This is a genomic window from Capnocytophaga endodontalis (genome assembly GCF_002209445.1).
Classification (GTDB): Bacteria; Bacteroidota; Bacteroidia; order Flavobacteriales; family Flavobacteriaceae; genus Capnocytophaga; species Capnocytophaga periodontitidis.
Genome location: NZ_CP022022.1, coordinates 51,736 through 68,176 on the forward strand (window position 1 = coordinate 51,736; position 16,441 = coordinate 68,176).

The 16,441-nt window shown below is 37.9% G+C and carries 11 protein-coding genes; all 11 read right to left on the bottom strand.

Annotation, left to right across the window (positions count from 1 at the left end; translation table 11 throughout):
• Nucleotides 1-157: 157 nt before the first annotated feature.
• On the bottom strand, nucleotides 158-3,172 hold the full coding sequence (locus CBG49_RS00275; RefSeq protein ID WP_088592869.1) for a SusC/RagA family TonB-linked outer membrane protein: 3,015 nt from the start codon (nucleotides 3,170-3,172) through the stop codon (nucleotides 158-160).
• Nucleotides 3,173-3,480: 308 nt separating this feature from the next.
• Nucleotides 3,481-6,285, bottom strand: a complete 2,805-nt coding sequence (locus CBG49_RS00280) for a triple tyrosine motif-containing protein (RefSeq protein ID WP_088595223.1) — start codon at nucleotides 6,283-6,285, stop codon at nucleotides 3,481-3,483.
• 354 nt (nucleotides 6,286-6,639) lie between these two features.
• The gene (locus CBG49_RS00285) at nucleotides 6,640-7,176 is read right to left on the bottom strand and encodes a hypothetical protein (RefSeq protein ID WP_157668332.1); all 537 of its coding nucleotides are present in this window, start codon (nucleotides 7,174-7,176) and stop codon (nucleotides 6,640-6,642) included.
• A 227-nt stretch (nucleotides 7,177-7,403) separates the two neighbouring features.
• Nucleotides 7,404-7,991 (bottom strand): hypothetical protein, encoded by a 588-nt coding sequence (locus CBG49_RS00290; RefSeq protein ID WP_157668333.1) that lies wholly within the window; start codon nucleotides 7,989-7,991, stop codon nucleotides 7,404-7,406.
• A 620-nt stretch (nucleotides 7,992-8,611) separates the two neighbouring features.
• The gene (locus CBG49_RS00300) at nucleotides 8,612-9,970 is read right to left on the bottom strand and encodes a hypothetical protein (RefSeq protein WP_088592873.1); all 1,359 of its coding nucleotides are present in this window, start codon (nucleotides 9,968-9,970) and stop codon (nucleotides 8,612-8,614) included.
• Nucleotides 9,971-9,973: 3 nt separating this feature from the next.
• Nucleotides 9,974-10,432: a hypothetical protein gene (locus CBG49_RS00305; protein WP_088592874.1), complete on the bottom strand. Its 459-nt coding sequence runs from the start codon at nucleotides 10,430-10,432 to the stop codon at nucleotides 9,974-9,976.
• 240 nt (nucleotides 10,433-10,672) lie between these two features.
• Nucleotides 10,673-11,152, bottom strand: coding sequence for a hypothetical protein (locus CBG49_RS00310; protein ID WP_088592875.1), 480 nt, complete (start codon nucleotides 11,150-11,152; stop codon nucleotides 10,673-10,675).
• 230 nt (nucleotides 11,153-11,382) lie between these two features.
• The gene (locus CBG49_RS00315) at nucleotides 11,383-12,768 is read right to left on the bottom strand and encodes a glucoamylase family protein (RefSeq protein WP_088592876.1); all 1,386 of its coding nucleotides are present in this window, start codon (nucleotides 12,766-12,768) and stop codon (nucleotides 11,383-11,385) included.
• A gap of 342 nt (nucleotides 12,769-13,110) precedes the next feature.
• Nucleotides 13,111-13,983 carry a carboxylesterase family protein gene (locus CBG49_RS00320; RefSeq protein WP_088592877.1) on the bottom strand — a complete coding sequence of 291 codons (873 nt, stop codon included), beginning with the start codon at nucleotides 13,981-13,983 and terminating at the stop codon, nucleotides 13,111-13,113.
• Nucleotides 13,976-14,800, bottom strand: coding sequence for a LamG domain-containing protein (locus CBG49_RS00325; protein ID WP_088592878.1), 825 nt, complete (start codon nucleotides 14,798-14,800; stop codon nucleotides 13,976-13,978). The genes CBG49_RS00320 and CBG49_RS00325 overlap by 8 nt, the downstream gene beginning before the upstream one ends.
• A gap of 88 nt (nucleotides 14,801-14,888) precedes the next feature.
• Nucleotides 14,889-16,427 carry a RagB/SusD family nutrient uptake outer membrane protein gene (locus CBG49_RS00330; RefSeq protein WP_088592879.1) on the bottom strand — a complete coding sequence of 513 codons (1,539 nt, stop codon included), beginning with the start codon at nucleotides 16,425-16,427 and terminating at the stop codon, nucleotides 14,889-14,891.
• Between the last annotated feature and the right edge of the window lie 14 nt (nucleotides 16,428-16,441).

The following is a 16,441-nucleotide window of genomic DNA, read 5'->3' on the forward strand; positions in this document are numbered from 1 at the left end:
GCCCCCGTTCCCCCGAAGGGGGACAATCCGTTTTAAAGAGCGTATGAGCATTTCAGCTTACGCTGATAGTTTTTTCGCCCACGAATCGCACGAATTTACACGAATTTCAGCTTACGCTGATGAGATTGGTGGCTTCGCTGTTAGATGGAACGACTTTTTAGAATGAGGTATTAAATCCTAAGATAAACTGACGGGCTTGTGGATAGAAGCCGTAATCAATACCTCCACCAATGGCATCGCCAGAGGTAGCTGAAGGATCATAACCTTTGTACTTAGTGAACGTAAAGGCGTTGTTTACTGAAAAATATACGCGGAAGCTCTTCATCTTCACACTCTCCAATACCGATGCAGGAATCGAATAACCCAACTGTATATTCTGAACGCGCAAGAATGAGGCGTCTTCTACAAAGAAACTTGAGAACAGATTATTAGTAGTTGCTCCCGTAGTTACACGAGGTGTGCTGTTGCTAGTACCCTCACCACGCCAACGGTCAAGATACAAACGCTGACGGTTTACGTTAGGTTGTGAACGCTCGTAGTTGCGCACCATCTCTTTATCGAGCTCGGCATACATATAGGTCGAGAAATCAAAGTTTTTATACTTAGCATTGAGGTTCAAGCCCATATAGTAAGTGGCGGTAGGTTTACCTAAATAAGTATGGTCTTTAAAGTCAATAACCCCATCGCCATTCACATCTTTATACCTGATGTCGCCAGGTTTGGCAGGAGCCCCTAAGGCGAGTTGTGAAGGGTGTGCATCTACCTCAGCTTGGTTTTGGAAAATTCCATCGGCTTGCAAACCGTAGAAGTAACCAATAGGTTGCCCTACTTCCATACGTGCAGGCGCTAACTGACCGACGCTGAAAGCCCCTCCCTCAGGAATCACATCACCATTGATTGATACCACTTTGCCGTCTAAACGAGTAATATTGTAGTTAAAGCCCCAAGAAAAAGGTTTGGTTACATCACTTTTATAACCTAACGCCACCTCAAAGCCTTTATTTTGGGTATTCCCTGCATTCACAGTAGGGTTTGAAGCCCCTGGTGCAGCCGTTCCTATAATACCTGAGACAGGGAAATTAGAAATGAGCAAATCGTTGCGGTTTTCTATAAAATAATCGAATACTAACGACAAGCGGTTGCCAAGTGTATTGAAGTCAAAACCGACATCTAACTTTTCGGCTACTTCCCATTTGGCACTTGGGTTGGGCAATTTGCCTACAGCTTTTCCGCGCACTATCTGTCCGTTGAACACGTACACAGCTTCCCCGTTTAAAATTGCCTTATAGAGATTCTTACCGGCATTATTACCGAGTGTACCGTAACTACCGCGCAATTTGAGGAAGTCTATCCATTTGCTATCTTTTAGGAAACTTTCGTCGGATACTTTCCAACCTGCTGTTACTGATGAAAACAAGTCGGCACGATTATCTTTCGGGAAGTCTGAAGAAGCATCACGGCGCAACATTGCTGACAGGAGGTATTTGCTCTTATAATCGTATTGCAAACGACCAAAGAAAGAGGTAAGACGCGAATCGTTCGTATACGAGTTATCAGTTTTGCTATTGTTCGTACCTGTGGTGAGACCTATATCGGCAAAGTCCCAAGAGTTGTTAGGCACGTCGTAACCTGTAGCACTGAGTCCACTACCCCAGTTGCGTTGCGCACTAGTACCCACAGTGAGTGAAGTGTTGTGGTTTTTCCAGAAAGTTTTGTTATAAGTAGCAAAAGTCTCCCACGTATAAGCGTGTGTTTCATTCTTTTCCTGAGTTACCGTACTGCGGCTACGGTTGAAGATTTTGCCCGTACCAAAGAAGCTCAGTGGTTGGAAATCTTTTTTCTCATCGTTATAGGTTTTAAAACCGATGCGTGAAGTGAGGTCTAAACCTTCAATAAGATTATAACTCAACTGAAAGTTACCTTCTAAGCCATTGCCATCGTACTGATTATAAGTATTTTTAATCTGTGCTAAAGGGTTGATCACCTCATTGCCCAAGAAACCTGTTAAATCCTCGTCGTCTAATTTATAGGTAGGTGAGAAGTTCAAAGCGTTGAAGAGCACTGCACCCAAGCCGTTTTCCTCAATGGTTTTGCGTTTGTTGTTATAATAGTTGGCTGTGAAGTTCATTTTGAGTTTAGAAGTGATATCGGCACCCAAACTCACTTTCACGTTGTTGCGTTTGAAGTTAGATTTTTCGGGGGCTACAATACCATCTTGAGTGAGGTGAGAAGCACCAAAATAATAGCTAAATTTTTCACCACCGCCAGAGATACTGGCAGTTACATCGGAAATAACAGTGTTTTTAAACACCTCGTCTTGCCAATTGATACCTTTACCTAAAGAAAACAAATTAGGGAAAGGCAATGGCTGACCGTTGGCTGCATAACTCTCGTTGAGCAAAGCAGCATACTCGGTAGCGTTCATATAATCCAACTTTTTGGTAGTTTGCTGGATACCTGCATACGAACTGATTTTTACTTCCAAAGGTGTATTTTTACGTCCCCCCTTAGTAGTTACAAGCACTACCCCATTGGCTCCTTTGATACCATAGATAGCTGCTTGAGCGTCTTTTAATACGGTAAGACTCTCAATATCCTCAGGATTGATACTGTTGAGAGCCCCTTCGTAACCATCGATAATTACCAAAGGCTCGTTGCTACCGTTAGAACTCACTCCGCGAATGAGAATGTTTATCTTCCCTCCAGGTGAGCCCGAAGCCTTGTTTACGCTCACCCCTGAGGTAGTACCTTGCAGCGCAGTAGCGGCATCTACCGGTTTGAGGTCGTTGATAGTTTTAGCATCCACTACCGATACAGAACCCGTTACGTCCTTTACCTTTTGAGTACCATAGCCAATAAGCACCACTTCACCGAGGGTTTGTGTATCCTCTTCCAAAATGATATTTAGCGGATTGCCATTGGCTATCATTTTCTCTTGGGTAGTGTAGCCTACATAAGAGAAAACTAACAACTGACCTTTTTTGACATTTTCTAAGGTAAAATTCCCGTCAAAATCGGTAGAGACACCGTGTGTAGTGCCTTTGACCACTACCGAAACACCTATCATAGGGGTACCCGTAGCGTCTTTCACATTTCCTTTTATGCGATAAGTTTGAGCCATTGCCAAACTTGTACATAAAAACAGTAGAATAGGTAATAAAAATGTTTTCATATATATTGCTTTTCCTTTCTTTTGGTTTATGTTTTAATTACAGCGCAAAGATAAACGCAATTTTTCAACACGCAAAAGATTTTACCTATACAAAAAATATACAAGGGCTATTTTTTGGGGTTTGTATAGTTGATTATTGATAAGTTTCATTTTTTAATTGATTGTATTATAGTATATTTATAAATATTTTACAAAGTGAGTGTAAAGGTAAAAAACAGGTAAAAGAAAGTGTTAAAAAACGGAGTTGTATAGGTAATGTATAGGTGATAGAATGTTAAAACTATCTTTGGTAAAGTTTGCAATGACTTTTAGAGTTTCAAAATATAATCGGTAAGGTTTTGATTGCGCTCTAAAAGCATCTTTTTGCGGAGGCGATAACGCTTGATTTCTATACTTTGGGTAGAGATATTTAGCAATGGAGCTATTTCTTTGCTGGAAAGGTTCAATCGCAAGTAAATGCACAGTTTGATGTCGTTGGGGGTCAAATCGGGGTGGAGGGCTTTAAGACGATTGAGAAAATCACGGTCGGTTTGGTTAAAAATTTCTTGGAAATGTTCCCAATCGCCTTCACTGTTGATATTATCGTCTACAATATGTAGCACTTCTTTGCCATTACCACTGCTCAAAAGAGCCTCTTTGATACTCATCAGCAGTTCGTTTTTGCGCACTATGCTCATAGTAGTTGCCGCAAGTTCACGGTTTTTGCTCTCTACTTCACTTTGGAGTTTATCATTGCGGAGTTGCATCACGGTGCGGTCGTTCTCTAATTGCATCAGGGCGAGTTCTTTTTCTTTTTCTTGCTCTACTTTTTTCTTATGACGCTTGTAATGCACTCTATACACGCGATGCACCACCAAGAGCAATCCGCATAGAAGTGCAATGTAAAAGACTATCATCACATTAGTGGCATACCAAGGTTTGCGAATCACGAAATGAAAAGAGGCGGTATTTGGTGAGACAGCATCACCTACTTTGGCTCTTACCAAAAAAGTATAATCGCCCGCAGGCAGGTTTTCAAAGCGCACAGTAGCCTCTTCACTCCAATCGCTCCAGTGCTCATAGAGTCCTTCGAGTTTGTATTGGTATACTGAGGGGAACATACCGCAATAGGACGGTACGCTATAACTAAAAGTGAAGTTATTTTCGGCGTTATTAAAGGTTATTTCTTTGGTATCTATAGCGATGGCACGCAAAGCCCCCTCTACCCTACTACTGCTGATGTGGTTTATATGCACCTCATAGGGGGTATGGGTTACTTGGTTGAACACAAAGCTCATAAAGCCCGTACTGGTACCCAACAAGCAGTCGCCTTCGCGGTATTCATAAAGATTTTCATAGCCAACGAGGTCTTTGCGAAACGATGCTGAGAGGGGCATTTTTTTCAGCTGAGGAGCACTATCGAGTTTGCCTTGTGCTATCTTTACGATATTGTGCTGGGTAAACGCCCACAAGCCCTCGTCCTTACTTTGCACAAGGGTGCCCGATAGGTAACTATCTTGGTGGAATAGCTGCTGTGTAAGGGCTTCATCTTGTAGAAATTTATGGGTTGTAGTGTTGTATTTAAACAAGCCTTTTTCGGTGAAATACCAAATCTCATCACGGAATTTGGCAATTGCCGACTTGCGCCCTATTGGGGCAGAAGTTTCTTTGTGTATTTGGGTTACTTTGGTAAAATCATCATTCAGTTGCAAGCGAAAGACCCCTTTGTACTCGTGGCTCACCAATAGTTCGGTAGGTGAGATAAATTCAAAAAACCTACTCGACACGTTGAATCCTTCTATTTTATTGCGATACTGCCAACGCCCATCTTTCTTTTCGAGCAAATGCAATCCTTCATAATTGCCTTGTAAAAGCCAATTAGGGTGCCCTGCTATAGGTTTTACATCCCACGTACCCAATAGGTTACATATAGAGGTAGCTTGGTGGTTCTCTATGATAAACGTACCCGAATTATGACCGCAGAACAGTGTATTTTCTACTACTTTTAGTTGCCAAACCTGTCCGTTAGTTCCCTCAACAAGACTGAATTTACTATTCGATTGCAAAGGGAAGGAGGTGTAGAACAATCCTTGATTGGTACCCAAATACAAGGTTCCTTGATGTACAATGGAGGTGTAGACTGCTCCGAGTATCCCCTCATAATCTTTATACAAACGGAAAGGTGAAAAGAAATTCACCATACTGATACCATTGTCTAACCCCAGCCATACATTGTGTTCTTTGTCCTCGAAAATAGAGAGTACTGTGTTGTTTTGCAAGCCTTCTTTTTGTTGCAGATGTTCCAAAAGCTCGCCCTTAGCAGAAATTCTATACACGCCTTTGGCAATAGTTCCTAACACCAATGAGCCGTCGCTTAGTCGTTCGCAACTATATATATTGAGGGTGTTAATCAATTGAGAAGCGCTTACTTTCCACGCTTCAATTTGGGTAGGCGTGCCTTCGTAAATTCCTTTGTCTTGGGTAACGAATAGAAAGTGTTCTTTTTGAGGAAGTAGATTGATGAGGATATGTTCGCGAAAGAGAGGATGATCAGTAACTAATACTTCTTCACCATTAACGAGCTTGAACAAGCCTTCTTTCATCTTTTGGAAATAGATATGTTCACCTATTTTGAAGATTTTAGGTAGATGATGAGTAGCGCTAATTATCTTAAAACGCTGTTGTTGAGTGTCGTAAATAAAGATTTTATGCAGCGATTGGAACAATACCCAGCGATCGGAAAAGATGATTTTCCATATTTCTTCGTCTTCTATATCGGCGGGGTTTAATTGGCTGCTTAAAGAGGTGTATTGCAGTTCGTTGAATTTGTTAGGTTGCCAATAGCCAAATTCGGCAAAACCACCGGTATAAAGGGTGTTGCCTTTGGCACTTACTGCACGAGCAATGGCTCCGTTGGGCAAAGGGTAACGCTGCCACACTACCCCATTGAACTCCAAGAGACCTATGTTATTAGCAAAATATATCTTCTTGTTGTCAGCTTGACATATTTTCCAATTTTGGCTTTCCCCCTTGTATTCTGAGGGGGTATAGTTATAGATAGGAGGTAACAATTGTGCGTGTATCATCATTCCCCACCAACCTATCAAAATACATAGAAAAACACGCATACGCATCATAGTTGTTGGTTTTTAATATTTTTAGTTTCCCGCGGATTGTGATGTTTTTTAGGGTTATTGTTAGTTATAGGACAAGGCAGACTTGGCTGACCTGTCTGAGTTGCAATAGTTTATTGCTAATTTAACGTGAGTTTGACGTAAGAAATATTTAATAATCTCCCACGAATTTCACGAATTTTCACGAAATTATGAATGCATAAAAGTCTTTATTTTTTTATTATCTCACGAATTTTCACCTGACGGTGAATTGTTCTGTGAATATATTATGATATAAAGCTGTAAAACGGTGTTTGTTATATTGAACTGACTTTAATTTAAGTGATATTCTTTTCATAATTAGCTACGCAAAAATCACAAACACAATTCATTAGAAAGGAAAATAAACTTTTGTTTTTTATACTTCCACTTAATTTTATTTTTCTTCTTACTCTGCTTCATTTTTATGGAAGAGACTAAAGAATCATCGTATATATATTTCTTTTTTACATCTATCTTTTTTAAATTACAATCAAAATTCTCTACAGAATAGTAATACAATCTTGTAAAAGAGAGCGGTAGAAAAACGTCTAATTTATATAGCTTATTATTTTTGTAATATCTAATAAAATTGAAATTATCGGCTTCATTCAAAGATTTTGAACCTTGCTGAAAATACAGTGTATAAAAACAATGCTTCTCTATAATTACCTTATAAAAACCATTTAGTGGTTGGTTCGTCTGTTTTGAAATATATTTTTTAATCAAATCATAACCCCCTCGGACATCTTGATGATTATAGATTTGTTTTTTTACAATTTCTATATCAGATTGATTTATAGTAATCGTATCTTTTTGTGAATATACAAGATGAGTCAAGAGTAAAATGCATATTGCCATAAGATATTTCATTCCCATTCTTTTTCTATATTTAACGTGAGTTCATCGTAAGTAATTATTTAACAATCAGCAAAATATTTTTAATCTCACACGAATTACACGAATTTTCACGAAATTGAGACACTTTTTAGGGTTAACGTTAGTTATAGGACAAGGCGGACTTGGCTGACCTGTCTGAGTTGCAATGGTATATTGCTAATTTATAATTGTAAATTAGGGTGGTATTATAATAAAAGTTTTTATTTCTTTACTTCTACACCATTTTTGTAATAGACTTTATCAATAACTTGTTCTTCTTGTCCTTTTTCATTGATGATTTTCATATCCTCATTCTTTATTATCCAAAGTCCGTGTTTTTTGCCGTGTTTGTATTTTCCTTTTGCTGTAATAAAGGGGGTATATTCTTTCCATATTCCGTGTTTTTGACCATTTCTATATCTTCCTTCCTCACCTTCCCCCATATCATTACCATACGACCAAAAACCGTGCTTTCTACCATTTTTATAAATTCCTGCTGAATCTATAGAATTATCATTACTTGAGTAAAAACCATCTAATCTATTATTTTTGTAATTTTCAATTTTCACTAAACGCAATATTTTTCCATTAGGTCGAAAGGTCAATAAAACATATTTTTTCTTGCCTTTCATTGTTTTAACATAGAACTTTTCCATTGAGTCTTTCTTCAGTACAAAACCATATTGATTGGTATTAGATTTTATATTTTCTCCAAACTCAAGGTGGTATAATTCCCATTTGTTTTTCAAACTATTGCAAGAACAAGTGAAGACTAAAATGAGTATTAATTTAAGTAATATTCTTTTCATAATTAGCTGTGGTATTTTTTAAGTTCTTCTCTCATTACAAGCCATTGCCAATGATAAAAAAGACTTTTTAGAGTTTTCCACATTGTATAAACAATAAAAGTGATGACATCTATAAAAAAATAAGTTTCTTTTTATATTGGCGCATTCTAAAAAATAATAGGAATAAAAGCACTATTGGAATAAGTACACACATTGGGATAACACCTATCATAGGGTGATATATTAGTATTATAAAAGTGTATAACAAAAATATTGAAAGAATAATACTATCAATAACTATAAATATTTTCTTTTGATTTATTTTTTTGAACAATATTGTTATAGCGGGTAGCGCAATATAGCAAGTAAATAGTACACTCAATAATTCGAACAATGCAGAAAGTCTGTCATCTCTATATATGTAGGGTAAAAAGATGTCTTTAATATTTGTTGGTCCATATTCCATATAATCGGAAAAACTGAAAGATTTTTGTTGTAACCAATATTCTATGACTCCTGTTCTTAATTTTTGCCAATATAATTTTTCCTCCCAATAATATTCAAAAACACTTACATTTATATATAATAAGTGCAATGATAAAAAAAATACGAGAGAAAAAAAGAAATTGTGTTTTATAACTTTATTTATATATAACTTCACTAGAATTAATTTTAATAGTTTTTACAAAATGATTACTTTCCTTAATTAACCTTATTCCTTTTATATGGAAATCTTTTCCGATTTTGGTTTTGCTTCTAAAGGAATTGAATGTACTATTGCTAATATTCAATCTATCATCAGAAGGATTTATATTTTTATAAGAGCCTACTTCATCATAATATTTAAAAATTGATTTACTCCAAACTCCTAAAGGTTGGCTTATCATACTTTTAGGTTTATCGAACCGAAATTCTTCATCTTTAAAATCAAAAGAATCATTTATTTCTTCCCAAATTTTTGTTATATAAATTTCTTCCTTTTCCTTATTGTATTTCCCTTCTAATAAATAGCCTATCCCTAATGTTCCAAAAGAAGCAACATAAGGAGTATTAATATTATCAAAAAAACCAATATTAATACTAAAACGAGAAAAATTTGTGGATTTACTATCAAACTTTCTATCTATAAGAAACTCTTCTTCCTCTCTTTTTTGTAATTCATTTTTTAAATCATTCAGAGCGTATAAACGAAAATCATTTTCTTTTACCTCCTTCAGAATTGGTTTGTTTTTGTATTTTTTAATAAACTTATCAAATTCATTCCTTTTTTCTTTTAGTTCTTTCCAATTGTCTAAGAAAGTATACAAATCATTATCCATAATAATATCTCCTCCTTCCATAAACCAATTAAACATAAAAATACTTCCATATTCCCATTTTTTACTCCACATAATCAGAGGTAAATCCAAAAGAAGTTGCTCATTTTCATTTAATTTATTGTAATTTTTATTTTTAATCAGATCAGCTTTTATTCTTTCTAAATCATTATATAATAATTTGTAGGAATATTCTTTCTTCTTCTCTATAGATACTTTATTCTGTGATATGTAGGGATGTTTTTCCTTATTCTCTATAGATGTTCGGTTCTGTGGTATATATCCAAAATTTTCTTCAGTCAAAAAATCAAATAATACATCTCTATCATCTACTGAAAGACAATTTATAAAGCCTAATTTTCCTATTTGAATTTGGTACATTTGTTTGTTATAATATTTAGAATACTTTTCATCTTTCTCAAAAGAAAAGTTTTGAAGAACTCCTGATTCTTTATAAAATATAGTTATTTTATCTTTAGTTTTATAATTAAAAAAATAAAAACCTTTTTCTAATTCTCCTTCGCTATTTTTCTCTATTTCTATATTGATTTTATGTCTATAACATAATCTTAAAAATCGTAAAGATTCTGGAACGTTAAATCGAATCCCTCCTCTATTAGCAACCCATAGTCTGGCTATGGATTGTTGTCCTGTTTCTTTTAGTGTTATTCTTATCCCTGCCATAGTTTAGTTGTTTTTTTGTTCTATTATTTTTAGTTTGATGTGCTCTATTTCATTATTTTGAAAAATGTATCCTTTGAGAATATCATTCTTTAAATGTTCACCATTATATTCAAAATCTATTTCATTATCAGTTAGGTCTAAATCTGCTTCTTTTCCTGCAAGATTTCTACCTTCTATCACTAAATAGACTTCCTCTCCTATCTTCCCTCTATTTCCCAAAATTTTATCATTGAGGTCTGTAAAATAACTCATAATAATTTTAGGTTCTTCTTTATCAACTGTGCCATATTGTACACCTCCATTTAAACCTTGCATTATTACTTTTTGGGCACTTATCAAGTTTATTTCATCAGTAGCTCTGATTGTTATTTCTTCAGCTTCTTCATAAGAAGTACCACTGCTTATAGTATAAGTGTCACGGACTGTGATGTATATGTTATTAGCTTTCTTAAAAATTCCCATAGTTTCTTTTTTAGATATAATCAAATAAAATTAGATAGCGAATAAATAAAACTACTCAGTGTAAATATTCTTTCAATGGACAAAGTTACGATATTATTCTGAATTTAACAATTTTTTGAGTTTCTCGGAGCTTTTGAAATTCTCGAACTATAGGGCTCTTTCTAATAATTAACTTTGCCAAAGGTGCGAGCCGCACGGGCAAGTGTTTTGCTATACCGAACTAACATTATTTTTATCAAGTTATTCTTTTTTGTAAGGAATAGCTAAGTTTTTGTCAAAATGAATAACGTGAGCTTCTTTTGGAGAAAGTTTTATATGGTTTACCTTATATGATTTAACGCCCTTATAATGAACTTTTGCCAGCATTGCCCTTTTATAAAAACTAATCATATCCATTTCTTGAATATTGTATTGTAAAGAGTCTGATATAATTAATTTATAATTCCTATCTGGGCATAAAGGTGTTTTCAGAAAGATTCTCATCGAACCACAATAGTTGGGGTCAGTTGTTTTATTGTACACCCTTATTTCATTTATATCTATCGTTTTTAGAAAGACATTAAGAGTGTCGTATTCATACAAAATAAAATTCTTTTTGTCTGTTTCATTTGTCCCCCAATGAGTTATCTCGATGATGTTATAAGGGCTACAGTTACTTGTTTTTATTGTTTTACAAGAGGATAATAAGGCAATTATACTTAATAAATACACATACTTCATAGTTATTTCATTTTATATAACTTGAGTTTTGAGAGCTAAATAAGTTGCTGATTTACAAAAAAAATAATACAATTTATTAGCTTACGCGACAAAAGTGCGAGCCGCACGGGCAATTAAGGGTGTGAGCCGCACGGGCAATTAAGAGTGCGAGCCGCACGGGCAATTAAGGGTGCGAGCCGCACGGGCTATTAAGGACTTTGACAAAGGCTATAGTGTGTAAGAAGTTGTGGTTATTGTACCTTAAAATTTAGTTTTTTAAGTCCTTGTTGTACTTCGGAGCAACTCATAAACAGTTTCCATAGGAAGCCTGTACGGTGGTTTTCTATCATTGGGGCAATAGTGAGTTGGTCGATTGCTAAATAACGCTTAGGATACCAAACTGCTTGCTCGCTGAAAGCGTCGTAAAAGCCGTATTTACCCCAAATAGTATCACCCAAATCGTAATAGAAATGCTTGAGGGCTGCCATAGATTCTTGGGGTGTATAAGGGAAGCTGGAAAGGGCGGCAGTAGGCACAATTACCCCTAAATCGTTAGTTGGTTGGTGGGCTGAGTAGCCTTTTACTGAATAGCTGGCGGTAAGTCCCCAGCAGTTCGCCCCATAACCTTTATAACCTTTGGGGTTTTCTAGGCAATATTTGTAGTTGATAAGGGTGTGATTGCGATTTAAATCCCAATAATTGGCATAATCATCACTGAGTCCTTTGGGGTTCAACCCTATGTACGAATAGTGTGCCCAAAATAGCGGACCTCCGTATTGTTCTGCTCCGTTGTGTTTGAGAATCAATGGCAGATTATAAGTTACCTGAGAGCTTTTGATAGCTCCTCCACGTGCCCAACCGTTGTGATAAGCCGAAGCAGGAATGGTGTGGGTTGGCGAAGATGCTGCCAAAATGTAGGTAATCAGGCATTCGTTATAACCTTTGAGCGGGAAATTCATCTGCCAATCGTAATTGGGACTCCAATGCCAATAGAGCACATCTTGTCCGTTGAGATACCAGTCCCATTCCATTTCGCGCCACAGTTTATCAATGCGCTGAGCTAAGGCTTTTTCGGCATCATTGCCATCCTTAAAATACTGACGTACACAGAGCAAGCCCTCCATCAAGAAGGCACTTTCCACGAGGTCGCCACCATTGTCTTTTTGTCCGAAAGGTTTGGTTTTACCCGTACGACCGTCAATCCAGTGCGACCATACACCGTGATAACGGTCGGCTTTCTCCAAGAAAGTTATGATTTTTGTAAATCTTTCTACTGCCTCAGCACGAGGGATAAAACCGCGTTCTACCCCTACTAATAGTCCTGCAATACCAAAGCCCGAACCTCCCGTAGTGATGATATGAGCATCATCGGAAGGGACATCTATATGATTGCGTTCAGGGGCTAAACCCGAATTAGGTTCTGCTCCCTCCCACATATAGTTGAGGTGCGCACGCTGGATATAATCTAAGAAAGCCTCATCGGAAGCAAATTCCATTGGGCGGTTCTTTTCGGTAGGCGACTGAGGAGTAGGTTTTTCTACCACCTTTTTATTGTCCTTACTACAACCGCAAGAAACGAAGAGCAGGAGGAAAGCTAAAAGTGAAAAGTGAATCGTGAAAAGTTTGTTTTTGTTCATAATAATATTTTTAAGATTTTAGTAAAAAACTTGTTTTTTGTAAAGAAAGTACCTGAAAAAGTTATATTTGTATGGGCATTTGCAACATACCCATCCATCACTGACTTTCCTACATAACACACTCCAAGAATAATTGATTATCACGACTACAAAGAAGGTGTCCGAAAAGTTTTATTTATGTGGGCGTTTGCAAAACGCCCCTACATAACATACTTCAAAAATTATTAATAATCAGAGTAGTCAACTTTGCCAAAGGTACGAGCCGTACGGGCAAGAAACTTTGGCAAAGTGTAGCGACAGATTTTAGTGAATCGTGAAAAGTTTATTTTTTCTATAAGGATATTATTTCTTTTTAAAAGTCCATTGCAAAAAGTCTGGAGTATTGAAAGCGGGGTGCCAAGCGTTGTGATTTGCTCCGTAAAACTCTATATATTCAGCTTTTTTGCCGGTAGTTTTCAGGGCTTTATAGGCTTCACGCGAGTAGGTTACAGGAATTACATCATCTATATCACCGTGATAGAAACGGAATTGAGTTTTTCCTTTGAACTCACGCATACGCTCTATATTAGTCGCCCCACATATCGATACAGCTTTAGCAAAGGTATCGGGGAAGCGATACACCATATCCAAAGTAGCAATCGCACCCATCGAAATGCCCATAATATACACTCGTTTAGGGTCGATAGGGTAAGTAGCCAAAGTCTCGTCTAAAAGTTCCTTCACCAAGCGTAAGTGTTTAGTGATAGGTACTTCTTTAGGCAGCGGATTAGCCGTATTCTTATACCCTTGGTCGGGGCGTTTTTCAAGCGACCAATACGCACCCTCAGGGCACTGCGGAAAGAGTACAAAGCAAGGGTATTTATCTCGGTTCGCAGGATTGCTAAACACTGTACCCCCATTGCGCAACTGACTCTCATTATCGTTCCCTCTTTCGCCTGCTCCGTGTAAGAAGAGCACTAAAGGGTATTTCTTGCCTTCTTTTAGTTGCTCGGGCTGCAAGAAACGATAAGGCATTGTATCTTGTTGCGCCGTGATGTAGCGCTTTTTAGCAAAGACTTCATTTTGAGCAGAAAGAGGTAACGAAAGAAAGAAAAGTAATAAGCATAGCCCTAAAAGTTTTGTATTCAGTCCCCGAACCTCCAAAGAGGGATAAGCCATAAAGGAGATTGAAGAAAAAGGGTTATTTTTTATGTAAATATCATTCTTCTTATTCATTATACAAGGCTTTTATCTGTTCATCGGTAAGGGCTTGATTATAGAAAGCAAAGTTGTCTAACTTGCCAGGGAAGGACTGTGCCCAAACTTGTGCTTTAGTAGACGATTGAGGAGGGTCGGTTTGGAAAGCATAAGTACCTAACACCAAATCGCCCGTATCGCTGTAAACAATTCTCCCCCAACCTGTAAGGGCACGCGTAAAGACAATTTCTCCATTTTTGAAAATGTGTAACATTTCCGTTTTGTGGTTGTAACGGAAGGTCATAAACACCCAATCACCAATAGTACCAGGAATTTTGGTCTCTACCCAATTTTCTTTAGTACCATTGAAGAGGTGCATTTTAAAACGTCCTTCGCCAGCAGTACTGTTGCCATCTAAGAAAATATCGAGGTTACCCCAGAACTTTTTAGTATTAGGAATTGAAAAGATACCTGTACCTTTATTTACTTGAGGGGAGTTCATCCAGAAAGCTACTGTAAAACTACCAAGGTTAGCTATTGTATCTTTCAGAGATATATCGCCTGCAAAACGCGCTGTGCGAGGGGAGATAAAAACATAAGTACCTTCACCCCCTTGGTAGGCTTTGCCTTTTTTGCCGTCTGTATAGGTGACATTGCCCTTAGGGAGCGTAGGAATCTTGTAAGTACTCACATTTTTTGCATTGCCCTCAAAGGTAAACAAGAGCTTTTGAGGGTTGTACTGAGGTATTACCTCCTCAGGATAATCGAAAGGCGGGTCTTGGTCTAAATCTTGATAACAGTTAGTAAAAGCTGTAAGACCTGCCATAAAGCTGATATAAAATATATATTTTTTCATTTTTAGATAAGAGATAAGAGGTAAAAGGTAAAAGATGACGTGATGTTACCTGACAGCTGACACCTAATACCTGACACCTGTTAGCTAATTAATAATTAGGATTTTGGATAAGTACTCCGTTGGAACGGTCGATTTGCGCTTGAGGTAAGGGCAAAAGGCGGTGTTTGGTTTGATAAGCGGTTTTGCCCGCGTTGTGCAGGGTTTCCACATCAATATTCCAACGCACTAAATCGTAGAAACGATCGAATTCCATAGCGAGCTCTATACGGCGTTCGTGACGAATAGCGTCGCGCAAATCGCTTTGAACGGTGGTTGTAACGGCAGGTAAAATACTGTTATTGCCTGCTCGTGCTCTTGCTCGCACTTGCTCTAAGTAGACGAGCGCTTGGGCACTGTTGCCGAGTTCGTTAGCGGCTTCGGCAGCCATTAAAAGTACATCGGAATATCGAATGAGGCGAATATTGAACCAATAACCAAAACGACTGTATGACCTACGCAAAGCAGGGTCGGTATAGGCTTTTTTGTTGTAATATTTATTTACTACGCCTGCTTGTGCAATTGGTTTTTCGTCGTAGGGGGTATTGGGTTGCATCGCATTGGCTTCGGTTTCGCTTTTGGCAAAATAGAGCAAGGTTTCATCTTTGCGAGGGTCGCCTAGTTCAAAAGCATCGGCTAAAAGCTGGGTAGGGCAGTTCCAGCCCCAACCTAAATCCCATTGCCCAGAGCCCCGCACGCCTTGTACTTGAGCAAACGAACTGCCTACTTGGTTGGATTGAGGATAGGTGGCATTGGCAGTGCACTGTACTTCTAAGATAGATTCGGGAGCGTTTTCGCCACTTTCGCGGAACAACTTATTGTAGGGTGTACTAAGGTTGTAAATTCCTGAATTTATCACATCGGTAGAGGCGTTGTACATTGCTTGCCAATTAGAGCGCATCATATAGGTTTTGGCGTGCAACGAACGGGCAGCCCCCCAAGTAAGTCTACCGATGTAGATAGGACTCCACGAGCGAGGGAGTACGCTTTCGGCAGCAGTGAGGTCGGCATCGATGAGTTCATAGATTTTATCAACGCTTACCTTAGGTTTATTGGCATCTTCATCTTTATAGATACGGAAATTGATAAGAGGTACTTCGCCAAAGGCGCGCACTAAGTTAAAATAGGCAAAGGCGCGGAAAAAGTGTGCTTCACCGCGGTTTATCTTATCGGAATCGGTGAGAGTACTTTGGTCAGCCTTGTTGATTTTGTCGAGCACGGTATTGGAGAGGTGAATGACTTCGTAGTTAGCGGAATAGTATTCGTTAATTAAACCATTAGTCGCTACATAATTGAAATTATCGAACATATTGCCGTGATCAACTCCATCGCTGGCAGTAGAGCCTTTTTCGGCATCTTCACTGCGGAAACTGTGGATTGCCAAAGCAGGAATACCCGCTACCAGAGCAGATCCTCTCAGTTTTCCGTAGAGGGTGAATATATCGGCTTCAAAAGAGCCTGATACATTCCCTTGGTCGCCATCGACCCATTCGCCTTGTGGCTCTTGGTCGAATTTATTGCAATGGGTAAAGAGGGCGAGGCTCGCTGCCATCCATCCTATTGCTATGATATGATATATATTCTTTTTCATAATTGTTAATTATC

Excerpts from the sequence above, each read along its gene's own strand:
- CBG49_RS00330 (WP_088592879.1), bottom strand. The coding sequence starts at position 16,427 with ATGAAAAAGAATATATATCATATCATAGCAATAGGATGGATGGCAGCG.
- CBG49_RS00305 (WP_088592874.1), bottom strand. The coding sequence starts at position 10,432 with ATGGGAATTTTTAAGAAAGCTAATAACATATACATCACAGTCCGTGAC.
- CBG49_RS00290 (WP_157668333.1), bottom strand. The coding sequence starts at position 7,991 with ATGAAAAGAATATTACTTAAATTAATACTCATTTTAGTCTTCACTTGT.
- CBG49_RS00315 (WP_088592876.1), bottom strand. The coding sequence starts at position 12,768 with ATGAACAAAAACAAACTTTTCACGATTCACTTTTCACTTTTAGCTTTC.
- CBG49_RS00320 (WP_088592877.1), bottom strand. The coding sequence starts at position 13,983 with ATGAATAAGAAGAATGATATTTACATAAAAAATAACCCTTTTTCTTCA.
- CBG49_RS00310 (WP_088592875.1), bottom strand. The coding sequence starts at position 11,152 with ATGAAGTATGTGTATTTATTAAGTATAATTGCCTTATTATCCTCTTGT.
- CBG49_RS00275 (WP_088592869.1), bottom strand. The coding sequence starts at position 3,172 with ATGAAAACATTTTTATTACCTATTCTACTGTTTTTATGTACAAGTTTG.
- CBG49_RS00285 (WP_157668332.1), bottom strand. The coding sequence starts at position 7,176 with ATGAAATATCTTATGGCAATATGCATTTTACTCTTGACTCATCTTGTA.
- CBG49_RS00325 (WP_088592878.1), bottom strand. The coding sequence starts at position 14,800 with ATGAAAAAATATATATTTTATATCAGCTTTATGGCAGGTCTTACAGCT.
- CBG49_RS00300 (WP_088592873.1), bottom strand. The coding sequence starts at position 9,970 with ATGGCAGGGATAAGAATAACACTAAAAGAAACAGGACAACAATCCATA.
- CBG49_RS00280 (WP_088595223.1), bottom strand. The coding sequence starts at position 6,285 with ATGCGTATGCGTGTTTTTCTATGTATTTTGATAGGTTGGTGGGGAATG.